This is a genomic window from Nostoc sp. C96 (assembly GCF_059384975.1).
The window spans coordinates 2,604,095-2,628,887 of the sequence record NZ_CM182020.1 but is presented as its reverse complement, the minus strand read 5'-3'; the positions used below and the strand labels follow the sequence as shown (position 1 = coordinate 2,628,887).

Genomic DNA, 24,793 nt, shown 5'->3' with positions numbered 1-24,793 from the left:
GCTGGGGTGCTATCACTGTTTTTTTACTCATCAATTTTGCCAGTTACTGCGATCGCTTTCATATTTGTTCTACCAAATTTTGTAGGATATCCTAACACGCCCCAATGCTTTTATTACTTAATTTTTATATCCTGTATTACAGTATGGATGTGTTAGCTGTCCATTTTCTATAGTTGCCAAGCCACCATCTTCTTTGCGTTGTATATGATCAATCGAAATTGAATTTCTATGAATCAGACCATTACAAATCTGACATCTAGGTGCGTTTGGTAATGTATTTTTTATATAAATTTCACTTTTTTTATGGCTATCAAAGTCTTTTTCTGATGAATTAATTTGTTGACTTACTTGACGAATATTTAAATAGTTAAAATCACTTTTAGACGTGATATTCTGTATTACATCATCTATTGTTTGTCCTAGTTTTAAATGATTCACTATCTCTTGAAAGAAAATAGATAGATATTTATAACTTTTTTGTACAGACCTATATTTGACATATATCTGCTGAATCAAATAATCGTTATCAATGAGAAATTCTTCAAATTTCTCCCTAACTTCAATAAAGTAATTGATTTTTTTGCGTTTATCCAGTTCCATAACAAAATCAACAATAGCGAGTAAAGATACGGTTCTATGCCTTCCTTCTTTTGAATAAAAATATACAATAGGGTGCAATCCTAAAGATGAAGGATGATTACCATTGAGTCTATATGAAATTTTTCTGACATTCTTCAGAATTTGTATTGTTGTTTCACCTGTTGTGTCATCATTAACACCTTTATTATTAAAATCTATATTATTAACAATATTCACAAAATCTAAAATTAGCGGTAGTGTTTGAGAAGAATATAGTTTTCCTCCCATTGGTATATCCAAAGTTTTTATAGTATTATGCAATTTGGGTTCAAAAAGTATCTCATTAATCTCTTTAGCTATTCCTTGTATTTGGTTTTGGATTTCATCTGGAAAAGATGACCAATACTTATGACCTCTGTCACTTCTAATTATTGCTCGTGCTGCAATGCTATTAGGTTTTCTTCTAGACTCTAGAAGTTTTAGTTCAGTTTTATCAATTGGTGCAGCTTGCTGATTAATTTTAAAAAATGAGCTTTCTGCTTTACTTGCATCACCTTCAACCCATTGAAGCTGTATTGCTAATGCTCCTAAATTTTTTGTATATTTGACAACTTCCGGTTTAACTTTATCAGGTCGTGTAAGAGCTAATCTAAAATCTTCGTAGGAGCCGACTGTTTTGTTAACTAATTTTCGTGTTTCGTCAGCAACCTTAATTTGTTCATCAGGAATGACTCCATCATAAAAGAGCTTTGATATCTTACCATCACCATAATCATCATTTACCCAAGCAGACAAAGCACTCAATCTATGGCTACCGTCAATTACGAATAAATAGCCACCTTTACTTCGCCACAAAATAATAGCTGGTATTAAATCACCCTCAATAAAACTTTTAATAAATTCACAGACTTTGAGTTTATCCAATTCGTTTGTTTCTCTTTGGAAATCTGGTTTGCGGATGTTTGTAAAGAAAAATGAATCTGCTTTGATATCATCAATATCAATTCTGTCTTTTTTTGTACCAGAATTTATATTTTCTTCTACTTCAAAATCTTCCCGTGGAATCAAAGCATCTAAATTAACTTTAGCCATGAAGTTTTACCCTGCTATTAATACTGTATATTATTTAACTAAAAATTATACAGTCAAGCTAATCTATGATAATTAACATTCTACTAAACAGCCATATTTGGCAATCAACCAACCACTGAGCATCGACTGAACACAAAACTGAGCATATCTGCCAAATCAACGCGCTTACGCTAGAGACATAACAAAACAGCGTGAGGTAACAGATATGACTCAAACTATAGAACGCCAAGCTGGTGGCTTATATGTTCAAACTCCTGAACAACGGCAAATTGCTTTTCCTCTGAAGCATACGGAAGTGCAAGCTAAAATTGCAGGGAATATCTCGCGGGTGGAAGTTACCCAAAGCTTTGAAAATCCTTTTACAACTACGTTAGAAGCTGTCTATATTTTTCCGTTACCGGATGAGGCGGCTGTTGATGATATGCTAATTCGGATTGGGGACAAGACTATTAAAGGTAGTATTAAAAAACGCCAAGAAGCACAGCAAATCTACGAGCAAGCGAAGGAACAAGGACGCACCGCCGGACTGTTGGAACAAGAACGGGACAACATTTTTACTCAATCTCTCGCCAACATTCAACCAGGTGAGCAAATTGATGTGATTATTCGCTACTCTGAAAGCTTGAAATTTACTGCGGGTAATTATGAGTTTGTTTTCCCGATGGTGGTTGCTCCACGTTACATTCCAGGGATACCCATTGAGGGAAACGCAGGCGGTGTAGGTTCGGCTACTGCACCTATGACTCAAAATCAAGATACGGATATAGTTCCAGATGCTTCACGGTTGAATGCACCTATCTTACCATCGGGTATGCGATCACCCCACGATATTAATGTAACAATAGAAATTGATGCGGGAGTTGAGATTCAGGATGTGCGATCGCCTTCTCACCAAATTCAGTTAGCTTATGAAGGTAAACGGGTGTTGGTGAAATTAGCAGGCGGGGATAAGATTCCTAACAAAGACTTGATTTTACGCTATCAAGTAGCAGGCGAATCTACCCAAGCCACCGTACTCACCCAAGCTGATGAACGGGGTGGACACTTTGCACTATATTTAATTCCTGCGCTCCAATACCGTCTAGATCAAGTTGTTCCTAAAGATGTAGTGTTTCTCATCGATACTTCTGGTTCACAGATGGGTGCGCCATTGATGCAATGTCAAGAATTGATGCGCCGCTTCATCAACAGACTGAATCCTGATGACACCTTCAGTATTATTGATTTCTCAAATACTACTCGGCAAATATCGCCTGTTCCCCTCGCCAATAATTCTCAAAATCGTACACGAGCTATCAATTACATCAATCAATTGAGTGCTAATGGTGGAACAGAGATGTTACATGGAATTCGCACCGTCTTGAATTTCCCTGTCACAGATCCCGGACGCTTGCGGAGTATTGTACTGCTGACGGATGGTTATATCGGCAACGAAAACCAAATTCTCTCAGAAGTGCAACGACATCTCCAACCTGGAAACCGACTCTATAGCTTTGGTGCAGGTAGTTCTGTCAATCGTTTTTTACTCAACCGCATTGCGGAACTAGGACGAGGTATGGCTTGCATCATTCGCCACGATGAGCCAACTGATGAGGTAGTCGAAAAATTCTACCGTCAAATCAATAATCCTGTTCTCGCTAACATTAATTTGCAATGGGAAGGTGATGGCGAGTCCCCAATTATCTATCCTTCCACCCCACCAGATTTATTTGCTGAACAGCCGTTAGTGTTATTTGGAAGGAAGCCTGACGCGCGTGCGGGAAAACTGCACATCACTGGAATGTCTGCGGGTGGTACACGCTATCAGCATACTTTTAACCTGAACTTTGAAGAAACTGGTAATGCTGCGATCGCTCAACTTTGGGGACGTTCCCGCATCAAAGATTTGATGAATCAGATGGTGAGTGGTGAAACTAAGTTAGGCGTGGAAGCAGTGACAGATACGGCGCTGGACCTATCAACTTTTATCGCAGTATACAGCTTTCGTTGCTGTGAGTGATGATGTGCGAGGTAATGCGGCTGAGGGTGCGATTTCAGTGCAAGTACCTGTAGAAATGCCTGAAGGTATCAGCCATCAAGGTATTTTCGGGAGTGCTGTTAGTGCTGCTGCGCCAATTATGGCAAGGGCGATATCTGCTGCACCTGAGTTTTTACAACGCAAAAAAACCCCACCTCTTCTAGCATCACCTCAAGCAGCGATGTCTCCCCTTGCACAACCTCTAGGAATGTCACCAGTTGAAGAAGAGAAAATTGAACTCCAATACGGTGGTATGTCTTATGAAAGTCTTCAGGATGTCACAACTCCTTTACCAAGAATTTCACCTGTTCAGCTTCTACAAGTTTTGAGTGTGACAGGATTAAATGAGCAGATGATTGCTCTTTTGACTCAGTATTTAGAATCTATCCAATTACCTACAGGTTGCAGTGGCGATTTAGTGTTTGAGTTGCAGATAAATAAGGGACGAGTGAGACAAGTAGTGCTGGATGAGCAGGCTTCTTCTTTTAAGGAACAAACTGTAATTGATATTATCAGGCGATCGCTTGTCTCTTGGCGACCCCCTCAAATGCTCACAACTACCGTGTCTTTAACACTGCGATCGCAAACGTAATACAAAATTATACCGGGTTAATCCCGGTTTTTTTCTCCCCTTACACCCGTATACACCCACACCCCTATTTCTTCTCAGATAAAACTGTATAAGCTTCATTCAACAACCGCATTTTTTCCTGAGCTTGTTTTTGCATTTGAGGTTGGTTGACAAATAAATCTGGATGCCATTTTTTAACTAAAGTTTTATAAGCTTGTTTAATATCAGTAAAAGCAGCATCTTGTGGTAAATCTAAAATTTTATAAGCGCGAGTAATTTTATCTTTTTCAGTTTGGCTTTGAGGTGGTTTAGGCGCTTGGGTATGTTGATTTGTCTGCTGTTTAGGATTCGGAGAACGCATCTCGGCTTTCATACGAGCGATTTCTTCATCCAGTTCCCAATTGCGAAACTTTGCTTCTACTTCTGCGGGTTTGGGTGAAGGTGTAGTTTTTGGTGGTGGTGGAGGTGAGTAAACTTGCTGTTTTGGCGGTTCTACCTTTTTATCAGAAGTTTTGGCTGTATTTTCCTGTTGTGGTGGACGAGTATAAACTCTTTCTGGCTGTCGATAAGATTGTTGTTGAGGTTGAGGAGGAATAAATTTTGGTGTTTCTTGATAAGGTTGATAGTTAGTAGTAATTTTGGCTTTTTCTAACTCATTCAGCAATTGATTAAAGCCTTGTTGAAGTTGTCGTAATTCCGCACGCTTTTGAATTAATTCTTGAGGTTCTTCAGGAACTTGAAAGTAAATTACTTTTTCAGCTTGAGTTTCAAATACAGATAATATTGATAAAGCTTGATTACTAAATTGAGAAAAATAATCTTCAGTTACATTTATGCAAATTTTAGCGACTTGTTGATGATAGGATTCATTATTTGATTTTTCTTCTTGTTTTTGAATATTCTTATTTAAAATATATGAAATACTCCCAACGACAGCAGCACCTACTGGCCCACCTAACAACCAACCAATTCCACCACCTACTGCGGCTGCACCAGGTTCACTTAACAGTTCATGATTATCTGACTTAGGCGGTAAAATAATTTGTGGTTCTGGAGGGAAAGGAATTAATAAATCTTCGGGACGTTCTTCTTTAAAAAAATCATAAGCTTGATATAGCCATTTCATTATAGGTAACTGTAAATTTGTCAGGTCTTTTTTGAGTTTACCTATTTGCCAAGATTTAAAATTATTTTCTGCTAATGCAACAGCCGCATCAGCTTGATATTTAGCAAGTAATTTTGGTAAAGATAGCCAATCACGTAATTCAGACAGACTCTGATTAAATCCTTGTGTAATCAGATTTTTGGCTTTTTGTTTAATTTCTATTTTGGCAGTTTGTTTGTCATTAAACTCTTTAAATTCGTTAGCAATAGGGTCAATTTTATTTTTTAATGATAATTGAATTTGGGATGCGATCGCCTGCACTCTCGGCAACCTCACACTACCCCGATTTTGTTGTAAAATGCCCACAATATTTTGTAGTGCAGTTTCAAAAGCCACTAAGCCGCTACTACTCGCAGCACTCACATCACCTTTTAACCTGGCGCGTAAAGCAGGTAAAGCATCCACACGATATAAATTGCTGAATCCTGGTGGTAACTCAGCACGAAAACTTTCTGCAACAAACCGCAGACGACTTTGCACTTGTTGTTGTTCTTCTGGTTCTAGTAAGTTCAGAAAATTCGCAACAAAAATAACTGTTTTAATATTTCTATCTAATAGCCAGTCGCGTAAATTTTCTCGCTCACCTAAAGTCATCAACTTACGTGCATCTAGTAATTGCACAACTAAATCTGCACTAAGTAATTGTTCTTTAACTAAATTATCTTGTTCATCTCTATCATTCGTTCCTGGTAAATCAAGAAACTCTACACCAGTTTCTAAAAAAGTATGGGGAGAAAATACTTCGACAGATACCACATCTTTTCGCATCTGTCTATCACCATCTAGAATTGCATATTGCTGTAAAATTTCCGTTCCACTGCGATAAATTTCCGTCCCATCCCGCAACATAATGCGAGTTCTGACATCAGAAGCATATTTGACAGTAATCGCTGCGCCTGTGGTGGGAATCAAATCAATTGGTAATGTGCGCGTCCCTAAGATGGCATTTAGTAAGGTTGATTTGCCATGATTAAAGGGGCCAAATACGGCAATTGTGAAGTTTGGGTTAGTTAGATAATTGCAGATGGAATTTATATCTTGATACAGTTTTGATGTGCGTTCTAAGTTGAGTAATTTAGATGCAGATTTGAGAGATGTTGCTAAGTTTTGGTAATTCTCATCCGGCTTTGGCATATTTCCCTGATTATTGTCTGCATCTAAATTTAGTTTAGCTTTGTTTTAACGCAAAGTTGCACGGAGGATTTTTCAAATAGTGAGGTGAATCTAAAAACCACAGATAAATAATTTATTTGTGGTTTAATTATCTAACTTAACTATAGTAAGCAAGCAGATTACTATAGGATGCTTCTATTTTTTGCAATTGAGTTATCACATCCTCTTGCAAGGTTTTTAACCGTTTTAACTCAGTCTCTCGATTAATTTCGTGTGTTTGTTTCTGCTTGACTAAATTATCTAATTCAGATTTACGAGAAGTAATATCATCGTTAATGCGTTGGCTTACTTCTTTTTCGTAAGATTCAAAACATTCTTTAACTGCATTGTAGACAGTTTGTGATTGTTCGTGCGCGACTTGGGGTAAGTATCTTACTAACTCTTTTTTGGCAGTTTTAACTAGCTCTTTACGTGCTTGGTCTGCTTGCAAAAAGCCTACACCTAAACCGAGTAATGCAAAGCCAATTGGCCCCAGTAAAACCCCTGTGACTGCTGTAATTACACCGCCAATTCCAATTACAGTAAAATAATTCAGCAGGATATTTTTCCAGTCAAATCCTGCGCCAGCTAATGCTACTCCAGCTAAATTACCTTTTGTTAAAGATAACAATCCCATTGCCCATTTTGCCCAGCCTGGAGATTTATCCTCTTCTGTGGAAGTGTGAGCGTTAACATTAACTTTTTGTCCTGTGAGTTTTTCGGTGATTTCATCTGTAATTTTGTTGTATGATGCACCATATTGTGCAGCACTATGAGATAGTTTTTTAAATGCTGCATCAATATCTTTCTCAGCAGTTAAAGTCCAAGCCGCAGATTTATCGGTAATGTATTGTTCAAAGGCTTTTTGTAGTGCATTATTAAAGGCTTCACGTTTACCATTACTAAGAAAATCTAACAGATTTAGTTCTGGTTGATAGCGTAAAAAATCAGTTTCAAATGTATTACCGAGATTTAAAACATAGCTGCGAAACGATTCTGATATTGTTCTCGCTTGAGTATCTCTAGTGTTGATGATTTCTTTTTGAAATTGATCGCGGATATCGGTGAGTTTGTTAAACTCTGGTTCTACTGACTCAATGCGTTTTTTTAATTCGTCTACATCTTGGTCGAGTAAAGGTATGCGTCTAGCTATGGCTTCGTGGGTATGATTACAGGCTTGTCTGGCTAAAGTTCTTACTTGACGGAGTTCTGCGATCGCCCGTTCTCTGGTAAGAAAAGTATTAATAGCACTCATAAACTCTGGAAAGCCAGTCCCACTCAAATCAGCCTGGGAATTCTTCAACCGTCGTCTGAGTGCTTGAATTGACGAAAGCTCAAATACTCGCTCATCATAAATATCTTGACCATCTACATAACAATAATCAGCTAAATTTGCTTTAAATACTTGTCTGAGTCTATCTTCTGCGGCTTGCAATTCTTCTGTATCATCAGGATCAATCAATGATTCTTTTACTTGATCCCAAGCATTGATTAAAAAGAAAACAGATAAACCTCGACCTTTAATATAATTTTCTAAATAACGTCTTTCTCCTAAAGTACAAGGTTGCGAAGCTCTCATGACAAATAAAATTGCATGACAGTTATTGACATAACCTAAAGATAATTCATTCCGCGCTTCGGTATCATTCAATCCAGGACTATCAACAATTTCAATTCCCTTTTCGAGTAATGCTAAAGGATACTCCACAATAGCGTAATCAACATCAGGAAATGCTTGTTTTTTCTCTTGTTCTAATTTCTTAGCTTCTGCTGGGTCAATAGTATATTTATACTTAAAACTCTGAAAATCTAGCTGTTGCGGACTCTTCCCATCATTAAAATGAATAGTAACTTTCTTTTCGGGGCCGTAGCGTAAAATTGTTAATACAGCAGTACAAGGATTAACATCACTCGGTAAAAGATTTTCCCCAATTAAAGCATTTAAGAATGTACTTTTACCGCGCTTCATATCGCCTAACACTAAAAGGCGAAACACACCTTGACGCAGATTTTTACTCGCTAATACAATATCTTCAATATTACGTTCTAAGCTCAATTTACCTGATGAAGAGTCTCCAGCTAACTCTGCTTTGGTAATTGTTTCAGCCAGATTATTCAAATGTGTAGAAATATCAGAACGTACTTGGGCTACTCGCTCTAAATCTTTCAGAAATTGGTCAGTTAGTACTTGATTACTCATGATAATAATACTCTAATTAAGGATTCTGCTTTGGTGATTCAAAAAATAGTTTGTAAGACATCCATACCAATCCTGCAATAATAATTACACCAGCAACGGCTGAGGCTATTTTGGCAGCAACCAGCACCGCCACACCCAAAGCAAATAACTTTCCGGCGAGGATAGCTTTTTTTACCCAAGGTTTGTGAGAATCTTCTGGCTGATGCTTCACAGTTTGATGAAAAGGTGCTTGAGAACCGTGAATGTCAGTTTCTATTTCTCGAAGTCGTAATTCAACTTCTCTTTCGCGCAGTATTCGTTCTCGCTGTTCTAGTTCTTGACGGCGATCTTCTTCAGATTTCATCAGTGTTTACTCCGTTGAGAACAAAGAAATGATATTGGCACTCAAAATCTAGTCACTGTGTATGCTAACTTACTATAAACTTCATAAACTCCAGTAATATTACGGCTTTAAGAATGGGCGTTTGTTCAATCAAGTTAGAAGTTAGATTCCCTAAAATCTCTTGCCATTCCAGAAATTTTTGGGAAGAAAAATTTATTCTTGAGTTATATTTAGTAGTATTTAATTACTTAAGTAACTCAATATAAATGACACAGGAGGTTGATAAATGTTCCTCCTGAAAACGGCGTTGCTGATTAACTTGATGAAATTTGTTTGGCGTTAATTATGGTTAAACATCTCAATTCATCTTGCATTTATGCAACGTCGGCTGGCTAATTGACCGCAAGCATCGTCGGGTTTATATTTATCGTCCTGGTGTACCTGTAGAAACTTGAGAAAATCCTGAGACTGTCAGTAATGAACCAACGGGGAGAACCCCCGCAAGCAACTTCTCTCTGTGGTTTGATAAATTAAGCCTTTTGATAATTTAATTTTTGCGTAAGTTCTGTTTAAGTAAGATTAGGTAGTAATTATTGCATTACATATATAATTTCCTATTGTTTGAGTAGAAAATCCATATAGAAGCCGTAAATTCTACAACCGCCATAAGCCAAAATTTTTATAGGTAAGAATTCGAGAAGATGGAAAATGGACATTAAAAACGGCTTTATTGGCACAGTAGGTAATACACCTTTAATTCGGTTAAACAGTTTTAGTGAAGAAACAGGATGCGAAATTCTGGCTAAAGCAGAGTTTCTTAACCCTGGTGGTTCCGTTAAAGACCGCGCCGCACTGTATATCATTGAAGATGCGGAAGAAAAAGGTTTGCTCAAACCCGGTGGTACTGTAGTTGAGGGAACCGCAGGTAACACTGGTATTGGACTGGCGCATATTTGCAACGCCAAAGGCTACAAATGCTTAATTATCATTCCTAATACCCAGTCTCAAGAAAAAATCGATGCACTAACAGCATTAGGCGCGGAAGTTCGTCCTGTTCCTGCTGTTCCCTATAAAGACCCAAATAACTACGTCAAGCTATCTGGTAGAGTTGCTGCTGAGTTAGACAATGCCATTTGGGCGAATCAGTTTGATAATTTAGCTAACCGTCGCGCCCACTACGAAACCACTGGCCCAGAAATTTGGACACAGACAGATGGTAAAATAGACGGATGGGTAGCGGCAACTGGTACAGGTGGAACCTTTGCTGGTGTTGCATTGTACCTGAAATCAAAAAATCCGGCGATTAAATGTGTTGTTGCTGATCCTCTAGGTAGTGGACTTTACAGCTATATCAAAACTGGTGAAATCCATTTAGAAGGTAATTCTATTACTGAAGGTATTGGTAACAGTCGAATCACAGCAAATATGGAAGGCGCACCTGCTGATGATGCTATCCAAATAGATGACACAGAAGCTTTGCGCGTCGTTTACCAATTGCTACGGAAAGATGGCCTCTTGATGGGTGGCTCAACAGGTATTAATGTGGCGGCGGCTGTTGCTTTGGCAAAACAATTAGGACCTGGACATACGATTGTTACAATCCTCTGTGACAGTGGTTCCCGCTATCAATCACGCATATTTAACAGTGAGTGGCTGGCCTCTAAAGGGTTATCAGTAAATTAGTCAATGGTTAATAGTCAATGGTCAAATGACCATTGACAAAGGACAAAGGACAAATGACAAACATAACTCAACCACCAAACTCAGCAGTCAGCGGACAAGTATCTACTCACAGGTGTGTGCGGGTGTGCCACAATCGCACCTGTAAGAAGCAAGGCGCGGCTAAGGTTTTAGCAGCTTTGACAAATTTACCAGTACCAGATGTGACGGTCACAGCAAGTAGCTGTTTGGGACAATGCGGTAACGGGCCGATGGTACTAGTTCTACCTGATATGGTTTGGTATAGCGGTGTGCAACCCCATGAAATACCTCTATTGGTAGAACAACATCTACGATGTGGTGAAAGAGTCAAACAGATGCTTTATTATCGATTTCATCCCCAAGGATAAATCTAATTACAAACAACCAGGTCTGCACTATTTTTGACTCAAGAGAGGCATCCGATGAATATTCAGCAGCTACGTCAATCATTGAAAATGAAGTGGCTGGGTTACTATCAACAAAATCGTCCCTGGCTGGTGAAAATGCGAGTTTGGGGAAATTATAATGGTCTGCGCCGACCCTCATCTGGCTTTATTTTGGCGACTTTATCGGTTTTAGAGCCAGAGTTTGAGCAGATGCTGACTTTTATGATGGATCTAAATAATAATCCTGATGCTATAGTCACAGCTTTGGGGCTGAACTTCAATCCCGATGATGAGTTACGTTTGACAAAGTTAGAGGAAGTTGTGGCTATCAACCAATGTCAGAGCGAGTTTACTGAGGAAAAATCTCTTGAAGAAAAACCTGTGCGATCGCTTGCCACGGCTAATGATATTATTCCTCAATCTCTAGCTACAATCCAACATCCCGAAAACATCATTTCAGATTTACCACAGGCACACAAACCTTTACCAGCCTTTACACTCGCTACCAAGGTAACTCGGCAATCTTCTGGTAAATCACGCCAAAATCAACCCATATCATCTTTAGCTTTGGCTACCACAGTTCCCAGCAACGGTAAAACCATCGCCTTAGCGGAAGTTCCCAATCATGTCAAACTTATGCCCAGAAGCATTGTAGTTTCTCGCCAAATAGTGGTGGATAGTCAAGCAAAAACTCCACCATCATTGACTGTGACTAATGAAGTGTCTGCCAATGGCAAATTACCAGAAAAATCCCAACCACAAAATTCACCTAGCAAAACTCAGCCATTTCTTAGTACCAATGCTCGTACTATAGCTTCTTGGGTAGATGAATTTTGTCAGGGTAGAGGGTGATAAGCTGTTAAGCATTTAATTTGCACATTGAGGCCGCAGGGGGGCAGGGAGCAGGGAGTAGGGGAGAGGGTTTGCAGCTTTTATTACCATGAGCATGGTGCAACTTAAATGACGATTAGCTTACCGTTTCACTGTAATTTTGATACAAATAGACCGCAGAGGTGCAGGGGAGCAGGGGAGCAGAGGAAGGAGCAGAGGAGACATTGTTTGCATCATTATTTGGTGAAATGGTGTGACAGCAAAAAACACTTACTCAAAAACGACGGTACGATTACCATAAACCAATACACGATTTTGTAAGTGTAGCCGTACCGCCCTTGCTAATACGACTCGCTCTAAATCTTTACCTTTTCTCACCAAATCTTCTACCTCATCGCGGTGGCTGACTCTCACTACATCTTGTTCAATAATTGGCCCTGCATCTAAATCTTGAGTAACATAATGAGAGGTAGCACCAATTATTTTTACGCCTCTTTCAAAAGCCCTATGATATGGATTTGCGCCAACAAAAGCTGGTAAAAATGAATGATGAATATTAATAATTTGGGGAAATTGACCAATAAAATCAGAACTAACAATTTGCATATATTTTGCTAAAACAACCAAATTAATTTTGTATTGGTGTAATAATTCTAGCTGTTTAGCTTCTTGTTCTGGTTTGTTCTCTTTGGTAATAGGAATGTGATGAAAATCAATACCAAATTGTTCAGCTACTACCTTTAAATGAGGATGATTGCTAATAATTAAAGGAATCTCTGCGTTGAATTCTTTAGCACGGTGTCGCCAAATTAAATCGTAGAGACAGTGGTCTTGGCGGCTTACCCAAATCGCTATACGTGGTACAGAGTCAGAAAAATGAAGTTCCCATTTAGCCCCTAAAGGTTGAGCGATCGCATTAAAAGCTGGAGCAATTAAATCTTTAGGTAAATTAAATCCGGCTAACTGCCATTCTATGCGTGTTAGAAATAACCCCGCCGAAAAATCTGTGTGCTGATCTGCATGAATAATATTACCGCCATTGGCATAAATAAAGTTAGCAATTTTGGCAACTAGTCCTCGTTGATCAGGGCAGGAAATGAGCAGGGTGGCAGTTGTCTTGGACATAAAATAATTTGTAATTCGTAGTTAAAGAAATTTAATTTCAGTCAATTCATACTTCATACTTCTTCTAAGGTGTTGGTAGAGGAAGATTAGTAGGTAAAGGTGTTGATTTACTGTTATCAACAGTTTGTCGCCATTCTGACAACTCCCGATTGACAGCATTGGCAAAATCTGTAGATACTAATAATACATTGATATTGCCGTTTGGTTGTGTAGAGGAGTCAGTTTGAGCATACACAAAACGATTATTAAAATCAGATTTGCCTAAAATCAACTGATGGGTTTGCTGATTTTTTAGTTTAATATCAATAGTGGCGTGGGGTTGAGCTAAACCAAATTCTGTTAGTTGGTTAGCGGGGGTTGATACGGTGCGATCGCTTTTACCTTTAACCAACAAATCCGTTAAATAAGAAACAATCGCATCATTAGCTGACTCTGATACTGGATATTTCAGCAACCATTTGGGATTACTACCTTGAGAGTTGCGTTCCAACATTAGAGTGTAAGCTTTTGTTTTTACTGTCAAAGACTGCACATCATCTTCTGCAAAAGTGAAAATTTGCTGCTGTTTCTCTTTGACTTCTTCTTGCTGAGTTGCACCTCGAATTTCATGAAAATACACGAAAGCACCTAAACCCAGCGCCAAAAATACCAAAATTAAAGTCGTTTTTGGAATAGTCATTGGTTAATAGTCAAAAGGTTGAAATTTCATAATTCACACTTCATACTTCATACTTCATACTTCTTCCTACCGTCTTCGCCACCAAATGAAAGCTGCCGTTAAAAAGCCAAGCAGAGGTAATACCAACAAAGATGACAATGTTAAGACATTGGCTTGTGATGTTGATAAAGTAATTCGACGGTTTTTCGGTTCTTTGGGGCGAATGGAAAGGGGTTGCTGGTCTTGTTGACTCAGCCAGGTGACAGAGTTGAGAAATACATCACCATTTAGTTGCTGTTGAAATACTCCATCGGTAGCAAAATCCGAATTTCCAAAAACTACTAACCGTGATTCTTTTGGAGATTGTTCAGATTTCTCTTCTGTTGCAGGAGTAGTGGCTGGTGAGGGTAAGGAAGTAGTGGTGGCTGTAGGAGTGGGAGTTGCTGGAGATGTCGTAACTGTGGGAGTGGGAGTTGCTTGATTTTGCGTTGTTGGAGTGGTTAAAGGCGAAGGAGTTGTCGCTGCTGTCGGAGTAGGAATAGAGTTAGATGTAGCTGGCAATTTTCTTGTTAACGCTACACCTAAAGTCAGCGGCCCTTTGAGGTCTTTATCAGGATTGAATTCTAATTTTTCGCTTTGCAGGTCGCTTTCAGCCCAGCTATTGGGATAGGCTTTGGTTTGCAGTAGGGGTGTGGACTGGATACCAGCAACGGAGGTAATTTCTATTGGTCTAGCCAAGCGATAAAAAGAAATATTTTTGCCAAAATCTTTGGTAATTGGGTGTTGTCCGTAGTCTGTGATGATGGGTGCTGCGGGGCCAAGTCCCACACCTGCACCGGAGACATCAACGGCTAAACGATTATCGAGGCGCACACCCCACTCTTGTAATAAAGGGCTGAGTTTGGGGTCAGTATCAGGATCAATCATCAGCAGCAAGTTACCGCCACGATTGAGATAATTTTGTAAGGCTTTTACCTCTGCGTCGAATAGTCCGCGTTTAGCGCCTGCTACCACTACAGCCGCAGCATCGTTAGGAACTTGCAGTTTGTCAGCTAAATTTAGTGGTTCAACGGTGTAACCTTTTTCGGTTAATCCTTGCACAGCCTGAGAAATTGCACTTTCGCCACCAGTCAGAGGATGTTCACCGTGACCTTGAAGAAAGTAAGCTTTAACAACGGTGGAATTAGTAAGTTGCTGTAGTCGATTCGTTAATTTAATTTCTGATAGGCGTTCATTGACGTTCAATGATTGTACTAATTGGCGTTTATTTCCAGATTCTAAATAAACTTCTCCATATTCTTTCACCCCAAATTTTTCAGCAATTCCGGGTCGGCTTTGGGGGTCAACATATTCAAATTGAAACTTAGAACTTTGCCGTTGATAGTTTTCTAGTAATTCTCTATCTTGGGGATTTTGATTAGTATCAAATACCCAAATTTTCACAGGTTGTGGCAAACGACGGACTAATTCTTGTGATTGGGGTGCTAGGGTAAATAACTGAGTTTCGGTTAAATCTTGGCGTAGTTGATAGCGAACACTCAAAAAGTTAATTAACCCTAAAATTACCAAGATAGCTAATGTAGCAACAACCGCATTAGTTCCTGCTTGGGTAGAACGACTAGCCCACCAACGGCTTTGCTGGCTTTGCCAAACTACCCAAAATATAATAACGGCAATTCCAGGAATCATAAAAGCTAGGGGTAATAGTCCCCAGCTACCAGATACTAACCCTGCTGTGAAGCCGACCATGAATAGAAACGGCCCCAGCCAAAATAAATATTTCCAAGGTTGCTTTTTTGTGATTTTTTTCATATTTTGTCAATAGTCAATGGTCAATAGTTGATTAGTCAATAGTCTAAAGTCCTGACTATTGACTAATCAACTATTGCCTTTGAAAACGTAGGGCATCAATTGATTGTGCTGTGAGAAAGATACCTAAAAAAATGTAACTAGCAAATAAAATTATGGCGCTGGTGTCAAAAATTCCTTGGATGAAGGTGTTGTAATGTTTGAGTAATGACAAATGACCCAAGGCTTCGCCGAAAGGGCCGCCGATACTTTTAGCGATTAAATCAACAAATAACAGTAACAAAACCAAGCCAAAGGTCAGAACAGCTGAGAGGATAGTGCTGTCTGTTAAAGAGGAAATAAACATTCCCAATGATAAAATTGCGGCTGCCAGCAAGATTAAGCCAAAATGACCGAGTAGGGGAATAGCTGGCGACATAGGTGGATTGGAACCACTAAGAGCGATCGCTTCAAATATCAACAGTGGTGCAACCATTGTAATTAAGAATGTCACCACGCCTAATAATTTTCCAACCGCTACTGCCCAATTTGTTAAGGGTGAGGTGGCTAAAAGTTCCAATGTGCCGCGTTTGCGTTCTTCGGCGTACAGTCCCATCGACAGAATTGGCAAAATAAATAGCAATAACCAACCCATTCGGTCTAAAAATGCCCGAATAAATTCATAGGGGACATCAATTAACGGTACTGGGACACCCAGTTGTTGACCTTGTAAGTCGATGGCTGCAACCGAGGGCAAAATTCCATCGGGGCCAAATAAAATGGTGACGAAAAATAACCCGGAGATGAACCAAAATACCCCAGCGATCGCATAAGCTAATGGCGAGATAAAGTAACTCTGTAACTCTCGGCGATAAATGGCAATAATATTCGCCAGTACTATACCCATTTATGCTGTTTCTCCTTCGTTGGCTGCTTCAGGTTCAAAATGCTTTTCTTCGGTGGTCAGTTGTAAGAACACATCTTCTAAGGTAGCGCTGACTCGCCGCATTTCTTGTAAACCGAATCCAGCCCGGATTAAGGTGGCGGCGATTTCTCTTCCCGGTTCTGTTCCCGGTTGAGCAATCACTCGCAAATAAGCGCGACCGTCTGTAGCATGGATCAGATGCTGACCAGGAATTGATTCTACCAGACTCACACCCGCAACGTTTTGCAAGACTTGTTTGGCTAGGTTTGCTTCGCCTTCAATTTCTAATTCATATCCTGACCCGCCTGTCAACTGTGTCATGAGGCTTTCTGGAGTATTGGTAGCTACAACCTTGCCACGATTAATAATAGCGACACGGCTACAAGTCATACTCACTTCCGGCAAAATGTGGGTAGACAAAATAATCGTGTGTGTCCCCGCGAGACTTTTAATCAAATTTCGCACTTCGATGATTTGGCGGGGATCAAGTCCAACGGTGGGTTCATCCAGGATGATGGCTGGTGGATCATGAACGATCGCCTGAGCAATGCCCACTCTTTGGCGATACCCTTTAGAGAGTTTGCGAATAATGACTCGCTGTTTATCTTGTAAGTTACATCGGGCGATCGCTGCTTTCACCTTGGCGGTGCGATCGCCTGCTGATACACCTTTGATTCTGGCGACGAAATGCAAAAACCCCTCTACTGTCATCTCTGGATATAACGGCGGTGTTTCTGGTAAATAACCAATTCGTTGACGCACAGCCAAAGAATTATCATGGACATCAAACCCAGAAATTTTCGCTGTACCGCTAGTTGCAGGTAAATAACCTGCTAAAATTCGCATCGTTGTGGTTTTACCAGCGCCATTCGGCCCTAAAAACCCTAAAATTTCCCCTGGTTCAACCCGAAAAGTCACATCTGTAATCGCTGGGGTAGAACCGTAAGTTTTACTGAGATGTTCAACTTCAATCATCGGTCTATGGGCGATCGTCAACTAGAGAATACCCAACAATCTTAGATCATCATGGAATAGCAATTGGTTTTGTGCCTAAAGAATACGCAAAAAAATTAGTAATTTTTACTACTGAATGGTGTCTGAGGAACTTGCACTCCAAAAACATAAATAAATTACACAAATTACTAATATTGTTTGTCTAATAAGACTTATAAATAAATTCAAAATGCTGTTTATATCTTAAATATTTTGGCATTTTGGCATTTAATGAAAATTTGATGGTGCTAAATTGATCAACAGTACAAGTATGACTTTGGTGAAAACAGTAAGTAGAGTATGAATACTGTTCTTATTGCCTAAATCCTGAGTCTTCTTGACAACCTCCTAATTTTAATTTGTATGATTCTTCTTTAATCCAAGGTGTATCGCCACTTTCAAGCTATTTTGACGGGTGAAAACCCGTCTTTTATTTTGCTGATTGTTATCAATCAAGCCATAAATACTATCTATAGATGCCAAAATTCGGTGAATTATATCAGCATTTTTGAATTTTAAAAGAATTCATCTTAATGATTTTATTTTAATGTAATCAATAATACCTAGTTAGCGTATTATCAGTTTTTATAAGTTTTGGATACATCCTATAGGAAGATGCTCGGAAGGAAAAATCATGAGTAAATAAATGCGGGATGTTGTTATGCACTGGATTTATAGTCAGGTTTGGTGGTGAGCCAAACCTTTTTTCTTTTTCCAGGTATTAAAATCATTTGACACTGATAAATCAGCCAAAAACGGTGATTGAAATTCCTGTAACTTGTATATACAAGAATTTATTTTTTGTTATAGCTTCATCTCAAAAATTTGGCTGATAAAACTGTTCCATCCGTTGATTAAATTAAATACTGTTGACTTTTAGACATCACTTAAGACACTCGCGTAAGTCCAGTTTTAATCTCTATATTCTCCAATTACCTCAATTTGACCGACTATGTTTTCGTTCAACTGTACTAGTTCCTCTGCCGGAATCCACCATTCTGTATGATATGAAGCTCCTACTTGATGAACTTCATATTTATCCATAAATTCTTTCTTGACTTGAAAACGTGTCACATAACCTACACCACTATCTCGAACATTCCATTTAGTAGCAATTTCTTTTGCATATTGCTCGTTTGTCACTGGGTAAAAAATTGGCTGTTCTGGCAGTCGCGGAGGCCATTTTGTATAGCCGCTTTGTTTTACCAATTCTAACTCTTTGGGGCCAGTTGGACGATATAAAGTTACTATTTCTTCCATTTACTTGGTTTTGTATTATCTTATGTATTATTATAGTAATATGTTTTTAATAGCTTTGTCTTTTAAATCCATTTTGACCTAAAAATAAAACTTGTTTTCTAGTTAAATCCAGCGGGAGATATGACTCCCGCCTTTCTTATTGCGCCCTAGTGTATGTTGGTAAAACTGATAATGAAATTTTCGCTAAAACAAAAAGGTACTACGAAGAATACCAATCGTAATTGGGTCGCTGTCTGGTGTATGTCCAGGTTCCAAGATATGAATTATCCCTGGCGTAATGTAGATGTTATCTGCCATTCGGAAACGATAAAAAGCTTCGATTTGAGTGGTGGTTCCTGGTTGTCCACCTGCACGTCCTAAACCTGTATTCTCAAAATCTGGCACATTATTACCCACAGGTAAATTACTACTAGTAATTTTTGGTGGTTGTCCCACATAAATACCGCCTAAATTTCCTGGAGCAAATAAATCAGGGAAATTCAGAAATACCATGTAATTCGTCGTGTCCACACTACCAGATCGCCCAGGAATAGACGAAGTAGTATAACCACCCCATGCGCCGACAGTGACGCGGGGCGAAATTTGCCAACTGACTGTCCCACCATAGGCATTGGTTTGTAAGGGTGCATTAGTCGCTGTTAAACATTCATCACCAACAAAGGTAAGCAAACAACCATTAGAAGCATAATTATTAACGTAATACAAACTCAAATCAACACTATCAGTTGGTGTTAATAACAATTGCACTGCTGTCGTCGTAGTTCCATCAAACAAACCATTGCGTTGACTGGGATTCCCCGGAGTGTAGCTAGTATACAAAGCTTGCACACTGGCGCGTTTGGCAAATTGCCAATCTACAGCAATTCCACCATGACCAAAGCCTATGTCTAAAATTGGGTTTCTTTGTGCTAACCAAGATAAAGGCCCTGTAGCTGCACTCTCGACTCGAACGGGGCCACGGAAAGCGTTGGTCATATTTACGCCTTCTGTGCCTACCATCACCGCTAATTTGTCAGTGACTAACCAGCGATAATTCAAGTCAGTAACAGTTAATATGTTATCTGTGGGATATTCGTAACTTAGTGCAAAGTCATTACTCAATTTAGGTTTTGTGGTACCATCGGCAGCTATCAACCCTGTAAATAGATAACTACGAGGTGTGAGTTGAGTAGTTAAACTCAGGTAAGAAAAGTTAACAACATTAAAGTTTGTTCCATTATCATCTGAGTCTTTTACACCATCTCTGGGATTAACATCACCACGGTTAGAACTCCGCCCTTGAACACCTACAATTAATAGTCCGTTAAGTTTTGTTGTGGTAGAAAATTGGTTAGCTTGAATTTCGGCGCTACGTGCTTCTAAGCTATCTACTCGTCCCCGCAAGGTAGCTAATTCGCTACTAAATTCTGTTTGTAAGCGTTTAATTGTCTCTAAATCTGCGCGGGTTACGAGTTCGGCGCTGGGTGCTGCTACTGCAATAATTTGGTTAATTTTATCTAAGCAAGCATTCATCCCTGCGGCAAATTCATATCGAGTAACAGCGCGATCGCCACGAAATGAATTATTCGGATAGCCAGCAATGCAGTTATAGCGCTCTACTAAAGATTGTAAAGCCGTAAAAGCCCAATCGCTGGGTTGGACATCATTCAATTGCGACACCGATGTGACTTGTGCCATCGGTTCTGTGTCTTCTTTTACACCCTGATTTGTTGCAGCGGTAGGAAATATCGAGGAATTTTGATTGTCTAAACTTAGACTTGTTTCTGTCTCTGTATTTGTATAATCCTGGGCGGATGCTGTTTGTGATCCGCCGTTTAATCCTGCTATCAAGAAAGATGCGATTATCCAGAATTTCAGATAATTATAGCGAATCACGTTAAGTTTCAATTTCTTAAACTCTACCTACAATACTGAAGTTCGAGTGTAAGCAAAAATATCAGGTTCGGCATGAGAAATTTTACCGACTTTGTACTAAATGAGACAAAACTTATTCTGGGCAACAGGAGAAAACGCGAGTATAAAAGTAAAAATAACCAGCCTTACACCACCTACTAGATTGACCGAGAAGCAATATGGCACATCCCTCGCGCAGATTATCGCTCAAATTTTTTAGACGCAATCAAACTTCCACAGACATTGTAGAAAAAACGCCGCAACAAGTAAGTTTGCTGACATCAACAATAGCAGTCACTGTTTTGTTCAGTAGTGCTGGGCTAATTCTGGTGTTTGCTTGGATTAGTTGGCTGTTTATTTTTAATCCCGACAAGATAGTTTGGCTGAACAAGTTTTTACCAGAATGGGCGCAAATTCCCTTCGGTTACAGCGAACACCCGCACACATTACCAGAAATTCAAGCCAGCTTACAAGCACAAAAACAAACATCCGGGGCGACTCTAGCTTTAGATAAAAACGAAAACGCATTTTTATTACCAATTTTTCAGCAACGCACCGATTGTCAGTCTAATTGTCAAGAACTAGCAGCACTGCGGGTTTATCAACTAGCAACAGATTCAGAATTTCAATCAAAAAGAGAAAAATATTATCGTCTAGCGACGCAACTATCTGTGACTGGAATCGAAAAATCTTTGATTGAAGGAACAGCAGAAAGTGATGATACTAATACTCTGCTACCTTTGAATACAATTAAAGGTTTTGATGACGAAACACCAGCATCAGGAGCATGGTTTAATTTACAGGGGCAATATAAAAAAGGTACAACTGCGATCGCCTATGGTCAGATTTTGTATTACAATCCAGAACGCTCTAACTTAATCCAACTTCTGTCTTGGAAGAATTCTAACGGCCAATTACCAAAATGGCAGCAAGTTACTGGTAACGATACTAAAGAGTTAATTCTAGATCAAACAGTCGGTTTAGAACCCCAATTACGCGTTTACCAAGTTAAACCTACCAAGCTTTACCTAAACCCAATTGAGCTAGATAAAATTTCTCTAAAACCACCAGCCATCAAGGATACTGCTTACCAAAATGCCATATCAATTGCGCGTAGTGGTTTGTGGACACCAGCCTCAGAATCTTTAAAATCTATTCAACAACAAGGCAAAATCGCTTTACCAGCCACAGCACAAGCTCAAATAGATTTAATTCGCCTACATGCTCAATTCACTAAAGCCCAAGCAGAAAAAACCTGGGCTAGTCCTAGTGAACAAGTCTTGGCCGATTTAATTGATGGACGTTGGTCTAAAGCTTTAAAAGTATTTAAAGCATCACCTCAAAATGTACAAGAAATTTCCATCCTTTTAAAAGCAGAAAAAGGCAAGTTGTGGAATCGTGTAGCAGCAACATTAGAAGTTAATCCACAACAAACAGAGGTATTAGCTTGGGGGGCCTTAATTTTAGCCGTTCAACAAGGAAATGAAAGTGCTAATTCTTGGCTAGAGAAACAGCCAAAAATTACTAAAGATACCATTGCAGAGATTCAAGATTTGCTCAAACGATTAAATCATGAGTCAGCCAAGTCTTAAATCTCAACAAATCACTACAACTACCTTTTTTGAAGGTAATTTTTCCGCTTATATAGCAGTAAAGTTATACCACTTGCGACTAAAACTGCTCGTAGCGAATCTGATTCAGGAATTGGGATAATTTTACCCGCACCACTAATTGAGTTGGTAAAAACACCAAAATCAGCTATTCTCCGACCAGTTGTGACTAAAAAATATTTTCGTTGAGAAGTTAATTCTCTACTGAATGCAGCAGTACCACCAGTTGTGGTAGTACTTGCTATTAGCACATTATTTAATTGTTGAGAGGGATGGAAACTGTCTTGATATAAAGCCAAAAAGATATCCCATCTTGTACGGAATTTTTCTAAGAATCCACCAGCACATTTATTTTTGCCCACGGAGCAGGTGTTTCTTGTTTTTGCCAAGGTAGAATATTTAGCTGTTTGAATATAAAACTGCTCAAACAGCTTTTGTCAGCATATTTATGTAGAAAATTACTCAGCAAGTACATAAAATCAGTACCTTACTACTATCCTAATTTTTTTTGATAGTGGTAATGTTTATGTATAAAGATTTTTTAGAAAAACAACTCAACGGGTCTTGATAGCGATCGCCAAACTTAGATTTGCTCAAAAAAATTATCAAAATTACGGTTTTATGTTTTGGTTAGCTAAAAACAGGCGTTAATCCAAAGCCCTATGCTCACAAACAGACTGATATAGTACAGGCGATCGCTTTTGCTAAAAATGAATTTATTCTTCTTCTGGATGAGCAGCAGCTAACTTTTGCTCTTTCAAGTTTTGTAATTGCTGTAACAGAGAATCTACCTCTGCTTCCAGGTTTTTCAACTTTGCTTGCTGATCTGCTTGATAGTAAGACTTGTTCAGATCACTGATTAAAGTAGCTTGAGACTGCCGTTCTGAAACACTAGATAATGTAGACATTGTTTATTAAATAGATACACAACTCAACTCACACCAATATTAAATATTATAGTAATGTCGGTTTAAGGTTTGTTAAATTATTGTGTAGTTTTCATCATATCATCTGATAGGTTACGAGTTTTGTGATAAGTGACGGCGATGAGAAATTAATGTTCCACTGTTCCTATCGCTACAAAAAATCGAGGTTCTTTATGCTTGAGGGTATAGGAGTTTGCGCTTGACGAGAGTTGCTATTCGGGTTTAGGAGAGCAAAAGGTTATGTTAAACTAACGATCTGCACAAATGTAAAAATCTTCTAAAAAACTACACCAAACAAAGATAATATTTTTCTGGAATACAAAGTGTAAACCGTGGAGAGACAAAGCTAAATACTAGCTTTCATCATCCATACCCATAAATCTTTAGTGAAAAACTTTTAAAACCTGTGACTGTGAGCTTGTCTGTTGCTAAATCTCATCGCCAACCTTGGCCCGGACTGATAGAAGCCTATCGTGATTACTTACCTGTCAGTGACAATACACCCGTTGTTACCTTGTTAGAGGGTAACACTCCCTTGATTCCGGTGCCGGCGATCGCAGAACGCATTGGCAGACAAGTCAGCGTATTTGTTAAGTACGACGGTCTCAACCCGACAGGGAGTTTTAAAGACCGAGGAATGACGATGGCCATTTCCAAGGCCAAGGAAGCTGGCGCGAAAGCAGTAATTTGCGCCAGTACAGGGAACACTTCCGCCGCCGCCGCCGCGTATGCCAAGCGTGGGGGAATGAATGCTTTTGTGCTGATTCCTGATGGTTATGTTGCTCTGGGCAAACTAGCGCAGGCTTTATTATATGGAGCCGAAGTTCTGGCAATTAAAGGGAATTTTGACCGCGCCTTAGAAATTGTCCGGGAAATGGCCGAGAGTTATCCCATAACGTTGGTTAATTCCGTTAATCCCTACCGTTTAGAAGGACAGAAAACGGGAGCCTTTGAAGTAGTTGATGCGCTAGGTAACGCTCCAGACTGGTTATGTATCCCAGTGGGTAATGCGGGGAATATTTCAGCATATTGGATGGGATTTTGCCAATATCACCAAGCGGGTAAATGTGATCGCTTGCCCAAAATGATGGGATTTCAAGCCGCAGGTGCAGCACCCTTAGTTAATGGTCAACCAGTCGCCCATCCCGAAACCATCGCCACAGCCATTCGCATTGGGAATCCGGCCAGTTGGGATAAAGCGATCGCGGCTCAAACTGCTAGTCAAGGAAATTTTCAAGCCGTCACCGATGCCGAAATCTTAGATGCTTATCGGCTTTTAGCTGCATCAGAAGGGATTTTCTGTGAACCAGCCAGTGCAACTTCTGTAGCCGGATTATTAAAAGTCAAAGACCAAGTACCAACAGGCGCAACAGTGGTTTGTGTGCTGACAGGTAATGGACTCAAAGATCCAGATACAGCTATTAAGCACAGTAATAGTCAATTTAAGCAAGGTATCCCCGCCGAATTAACAGCTGTAGCTACAGCAATGGGATTTTAAATACGCACAGTCAAAGGTTAATACTCAAGTCATTGATGATTAACCTTCCCAGCAACCTCTATAATCTGTTAACAGTTTTGTCTCAGCATTCCCTATTGCCT

General features: G+C 39.4%; 18 protein-coding genes and 1 pseudogene. 6 read left to right on the top strand and 13 right to left on the bottom strand.

Features of this window, described 5'->3' with window-relative positions; all coding sequences use genetic code 11:
- Positions 1–117 precede the first annotated feature (117 nt).
- Positions 118–1,671 carry an HNH endonuclease gene (locus tag AC504W_RS11360; RefSeq protein WP_494877793.1) on the bottom strand — a complete coding sequence of 518 codons (1,554 nt, stop codon included), beginning with the start codon at positions 1,669–1,671 and terminating at the stop codon, positions 118–120.
- Positions 1,672–1,876: 205 nt separating this feature from the next.
- Here AC504W_RS11360 and AC504W_RS11355 point away from each other — a divergent pair.
- Positions 1,877–4,280: pseudogene (locus AC504W_RS11355) on the top strand (VIT domain-containing protein).
- 64 nt (positions 4,281–4,344) lie between these two features.
- Here the strand turns inward: AC504W_RS11355 and AC504W_RS11350 are convergent.
- The 3 genes from AC504W_RS11350 to AC504W_RS11340 all read right to left on the bottom strand — a co-directional run bounded on the left by AC504W_RS11350 (position 4,345) and on the right by AC504W_RS11340 (position 9,119).
- Positions 4,345–6,558, bottom strand: coding sequence for a dynamin family protein (locus AC504W_RS11350; protein ID WP_494877791.1), 2,214 nt, complete (start codon positions 6,556–6,558; stop codon positions 4,345–4,347).
- A 136-nt stretch (positions 6,559–6,694) separates the two neighbouring features.
- On the bottom strand, positions 6,695–8,776 hold the full coding sequence (locus AC504W_RS11345) for a dynamin family protein (protein ID WP_494877790.1): 2,082 nt from the start codon (positions 8,774–8,776) through the stop codon (positions 6,695–6,697).
- A 16-nt stretch (positions 8,777–8,792) separates the two neighbouring features.
- Positions 8,793–9,119, bottom strand: a complete 327-nt coding sequence (locus AC504W_RS11340) for a DUF3040 domain-containing protein (RefSeq protein ID WP_096576079.1) — start codon at positions 9,117–9,119, stop codon at positions 8,793–8,795.
- A 687-nt stretch (positions 9,120–9,806) separates the two neighbouring features.
- Between AC504W_RS11340 and AC504W_RS11335 the strand changes: the two genes are divergently transcribed.
- From AC504W_RS11335 to AC504W_RS11325, 3 genes are read left to right on the top strand one after another with little or no spacing between them, the layout of a single operon-like run.
- Entirely contained in the window at positions 9,807–10,781 is a 975-nt protein-coding gene (locus AC504W_RS11335) for a cysteine synthase A (RefSeq protein ID WP_096576076.1), read from the top strand.
- A gap of 53 nt (positions 10,782–10,834) precedes the next feature.
- A complete protein-coding gene (locus tag AC504W_RS11330) occupies positions 10,835–11,167 on the top strand; it encodes a (2Fe-2S) ferredoxin domain-containing protein (protein ID WP_103124209.1) in 333 nt (110 codons plus the stop codon).
- Positions 11,168–11,221: 54 nt separating this feature from the next.
- The gene (locus AC504W_RS11325; protein WP_494877789.1) at positions 11,222–12,037 is read left to right on the top strand and encodes a DUF5331 domain-containing protein; all 816 of its coding nucleotides are present in this window, start codon (positions 11,222–11,224) and stop codon (positions 12,035–12,037) included.
- Between the two features lie 249 nt (positions 12,038–12,286).
- On the opposite strand, the gene purU is transcribed toward AC504W_RS11325, so the two are convergent.
- The 7 genes from purU to AC504W_RS11290 all read right to left on the bottom strand — a co-directional run bounded on the left by purU (position 12,287) and on the right by AC504W_RS11290 (position 20,652).
- A complete protein-coding gene (gene purU / locus AC504W_RS11320) occupies positions 12,287–13,141 on the bottom strand; it encodes a formyltetrahydrofolate deformylase (protein ID WP_494877788.1) in 855 nt (284 codons plus the stop codon).
- A 64-nt stretch (positions 13,142–13,205) separates the two neighbouring features.
- Positions 13,206–13,820, bottom strand: coding sequence for a DUF4340 domain-containing protein (locus AC504W_RS11315; RefSeq protein ID WP_494877787.1), 615 nt, complete (start codon positions 13,818–13,820; stop codon positions 13,206–13,208).
- A 66-nt stretch (positions 13,821–13,886) separates the two neighbouring features.
- The gene (locus tag AC504W_RS11310; RefSeq protein ID WP_494877786.1) at positions 13,887–15,611 is read right to left on the bottom strand and encodes a GldG family protein; all 1,725 of its coding nucleotides are present in this window, start codon (positions 15,609–15,611) and stop codon (positions 13,887–13,889) included.
- A 70-nt stretch (positions 15,612–15,681) separates the two neighbouring features.
- A complete protein-coding gene (locus AC504W_RS11305) occupies positions 15,682–16,494 on the bottom strand; it encodes an ABC transporter permease (RefSeq protein WP_494877785.1) in 813 nt (270 codons plus the stop codon).
- Positions 16,495–17,487 carry an ABC transporter ATP-binding protein gene (locus tag AC504W_RS11300; RefSeq protein WP_494877784.1) on the bottom strand — a complete coding sequence of 331 codons (993 nt, stop codon included), beginning with the start codon at positions 17,485–17,487 and terminating at the stop codon, positions 16,495–16,497.
- A 930-nt stretch (positions 17,488–18,417) separates the two neighbouring features.
- Positions 18,418–18,765 (bottom strand): hypothetical protein, encoded by a 348-nt coding sequence (locus tag AC504W_RS11295; RefSeq protein ID WP_494877783.1) that lies wholly within the window; start codon positions 18,763–18,765, stop codon positions 18,418–18,420.
- A 183-nt stretch (positions 18,766–18,948) separates the two neighbouring features.
- Entirely contained in the window at positions 18,949–20,652 is a 1,704-nt protein-coding gene (locus AC504W_RS11290; RefSeq protein WP_494877782.1) for an iron uptake porin, read from the bottom strand.
- Positions 20,653–20,837: 185 nt separating this feature from the next.
- Between AC504W_RS11290 and AC504W_RS11285 the strand changes: the two genes are divergently transcribed.
- Positions 20,838–22,250: a hypothetical protein gene (locus AC504W_RS11285; RefSeq protein ID WP_494877781.1), complete on the top strand. Its 1,413-nt coding sequence runs from the start codon at positions 20,838–20,840 to the stop codon at positions 22,248–22,250.
- 20 nt (positions 22,251–22,270) lie between these two features.
- Here AC504W_RS11285 and AC504W_RS11280 read toward each other — a convergent pair whose 3' ends face one another.
- Entirely contained in the window at positions 22,271–22,657 is a 387-nt protein-coding gene (locus tag AC504W_RS11280) for a hypothetical protein (protein WP_494877780.1), read from the bottom strand.
- Between the two features lie 327 nt (positions 22,658–22,984).
- A complete protein-coding gene (locus tag AC504W_RS11275; protein WP_096576031.1) occupies positions 22,985–23,176 on the bottom strand; it encodes a hypothetical protein in 192 nt (63 codons plus the stop codon).
- Positions 23,177–23,600: 424 nt separating this feature from the next.
- Here AC504W_RS11275 and thrC point away from each other — a divergent pair, with 424 nt between their 5' ends.
- On the top strand, positions 23,601–24,692 hold the full coding sequence (gene thrC, locus AC504W_RS11270; protein WP_494877779.1) for a threonine synthase: 1,092 nt from the start codon (positions 23,601–23,603) through the stop codon (positions 24,690–24,692).
- The last annotated feature ends 101 nt before the right edge of the window (positions 24,693–24,793 follow it).

Bases quoted from the DNA above. Each gene is read 5' to 3' on its own strand.
- AC504W_RS11360 (WP_494877793.1), bottom strand. From the start codon at position 1,671: ATGGCTAAAGTTAATTTAGATGCTTTGATTCCACGGGAAGATTTTGAA.
- AC504W_RS11350 (WP_494877791.1), bottom strand. From the start codon at position 6,558: ATGCCAAAGCCGGATGAGAATTACCAAAACTTAGCAACATCTCTCAAA.
- AC504W_RS11345 (WP_494877790.1), bottom strand. From the start codon at position 8,776: ATGAGTAATCAAGTACTAACTGACCAATTTCTGAAAGATTTAGAGCGA.
- AC504W_RS11340 (WP_096576079.1), bottom strand. From the start codon at position 9,119: ATGAAATCTGAAGAAGATCGCCGTCAAGAACTAGAACAGCGAGAACGA.
- AC504W_RS11335 (WP_096576076.1), top strand. From the start codon at position 9,807: ATGGACATTAAAAACGGCTTTATTGGCACAGTAGGTAATACACCTTTA.
- AC504W_RS11330 (WP_103124209.1), top strand. From the start codon at position 10,835: ATGACAAACATAACTCAACCACCAAACTCAGCAGTCAGCGGACAAGTA.
- AC504W_RS11325 (WP_494877789.1), top strand. From the start codon at position 11,222: ATGAATATTCAGCAGCTACGTCAATCATTGAAAATGAAGTGGCTGGGT.
- purU (WP_494877788.1), bottom strand. From the start codon at position 13,141: ATGTCCAAGACAACTGCCACCCTGCTCATTTCCTGCCCTGATCAACGA.
- AC504W_RS11315 (WP_494877787.1), bottom strand. From the start codon at position 13,820: ATGACTATTCCAAAAACGACTTTAATTTTGGTATTTTTGGCGCTGGGT.
- AC504W_RS11310 (WP_494877786.1), bottom strand. From the start codon at position 15,611: ATGAAAAAAATCACAAAAAAGCAACCTTGGAAATATTTATTTTGGCTG.
- AC504W_RS11305 (WP_494877785.1), bottom strand. From the start codon at position 16,494: ATGGGTATAGTACTGGCGAATATTATTGCCATTTATCGCCGAGAGTTA.
- AC504W_RS11300 (WP_494877784.1), bottom strand. From the start codon at position 17,487: ATGATTGAAGTTGAACATCTCAGTAAAACTTACGGTTCTACCCCAGCG.
- AC504W_RS11295 (WP_494877783.1), bottom strand. From the start codon at position 18,765: ATGGAAGAAATAGTAACTTTATATCGTCCAACTGGCCCCAAAGAGTTA.
- AC504W_RS11285 (WP_494877781.1), top strand. From the start codon at position 20,838: ATGGCACATCCCTCGCGCAGATTATCGCTCAAATTTTTTAGACGCAAT.
- AC504W_RS11275 (WP_096576031.1), bottom strand. From the start codon at position 23,176: ATGTCTACATTATCTAGTGTTTCAGAACGGCAGTCTCAAGCTACTTTA.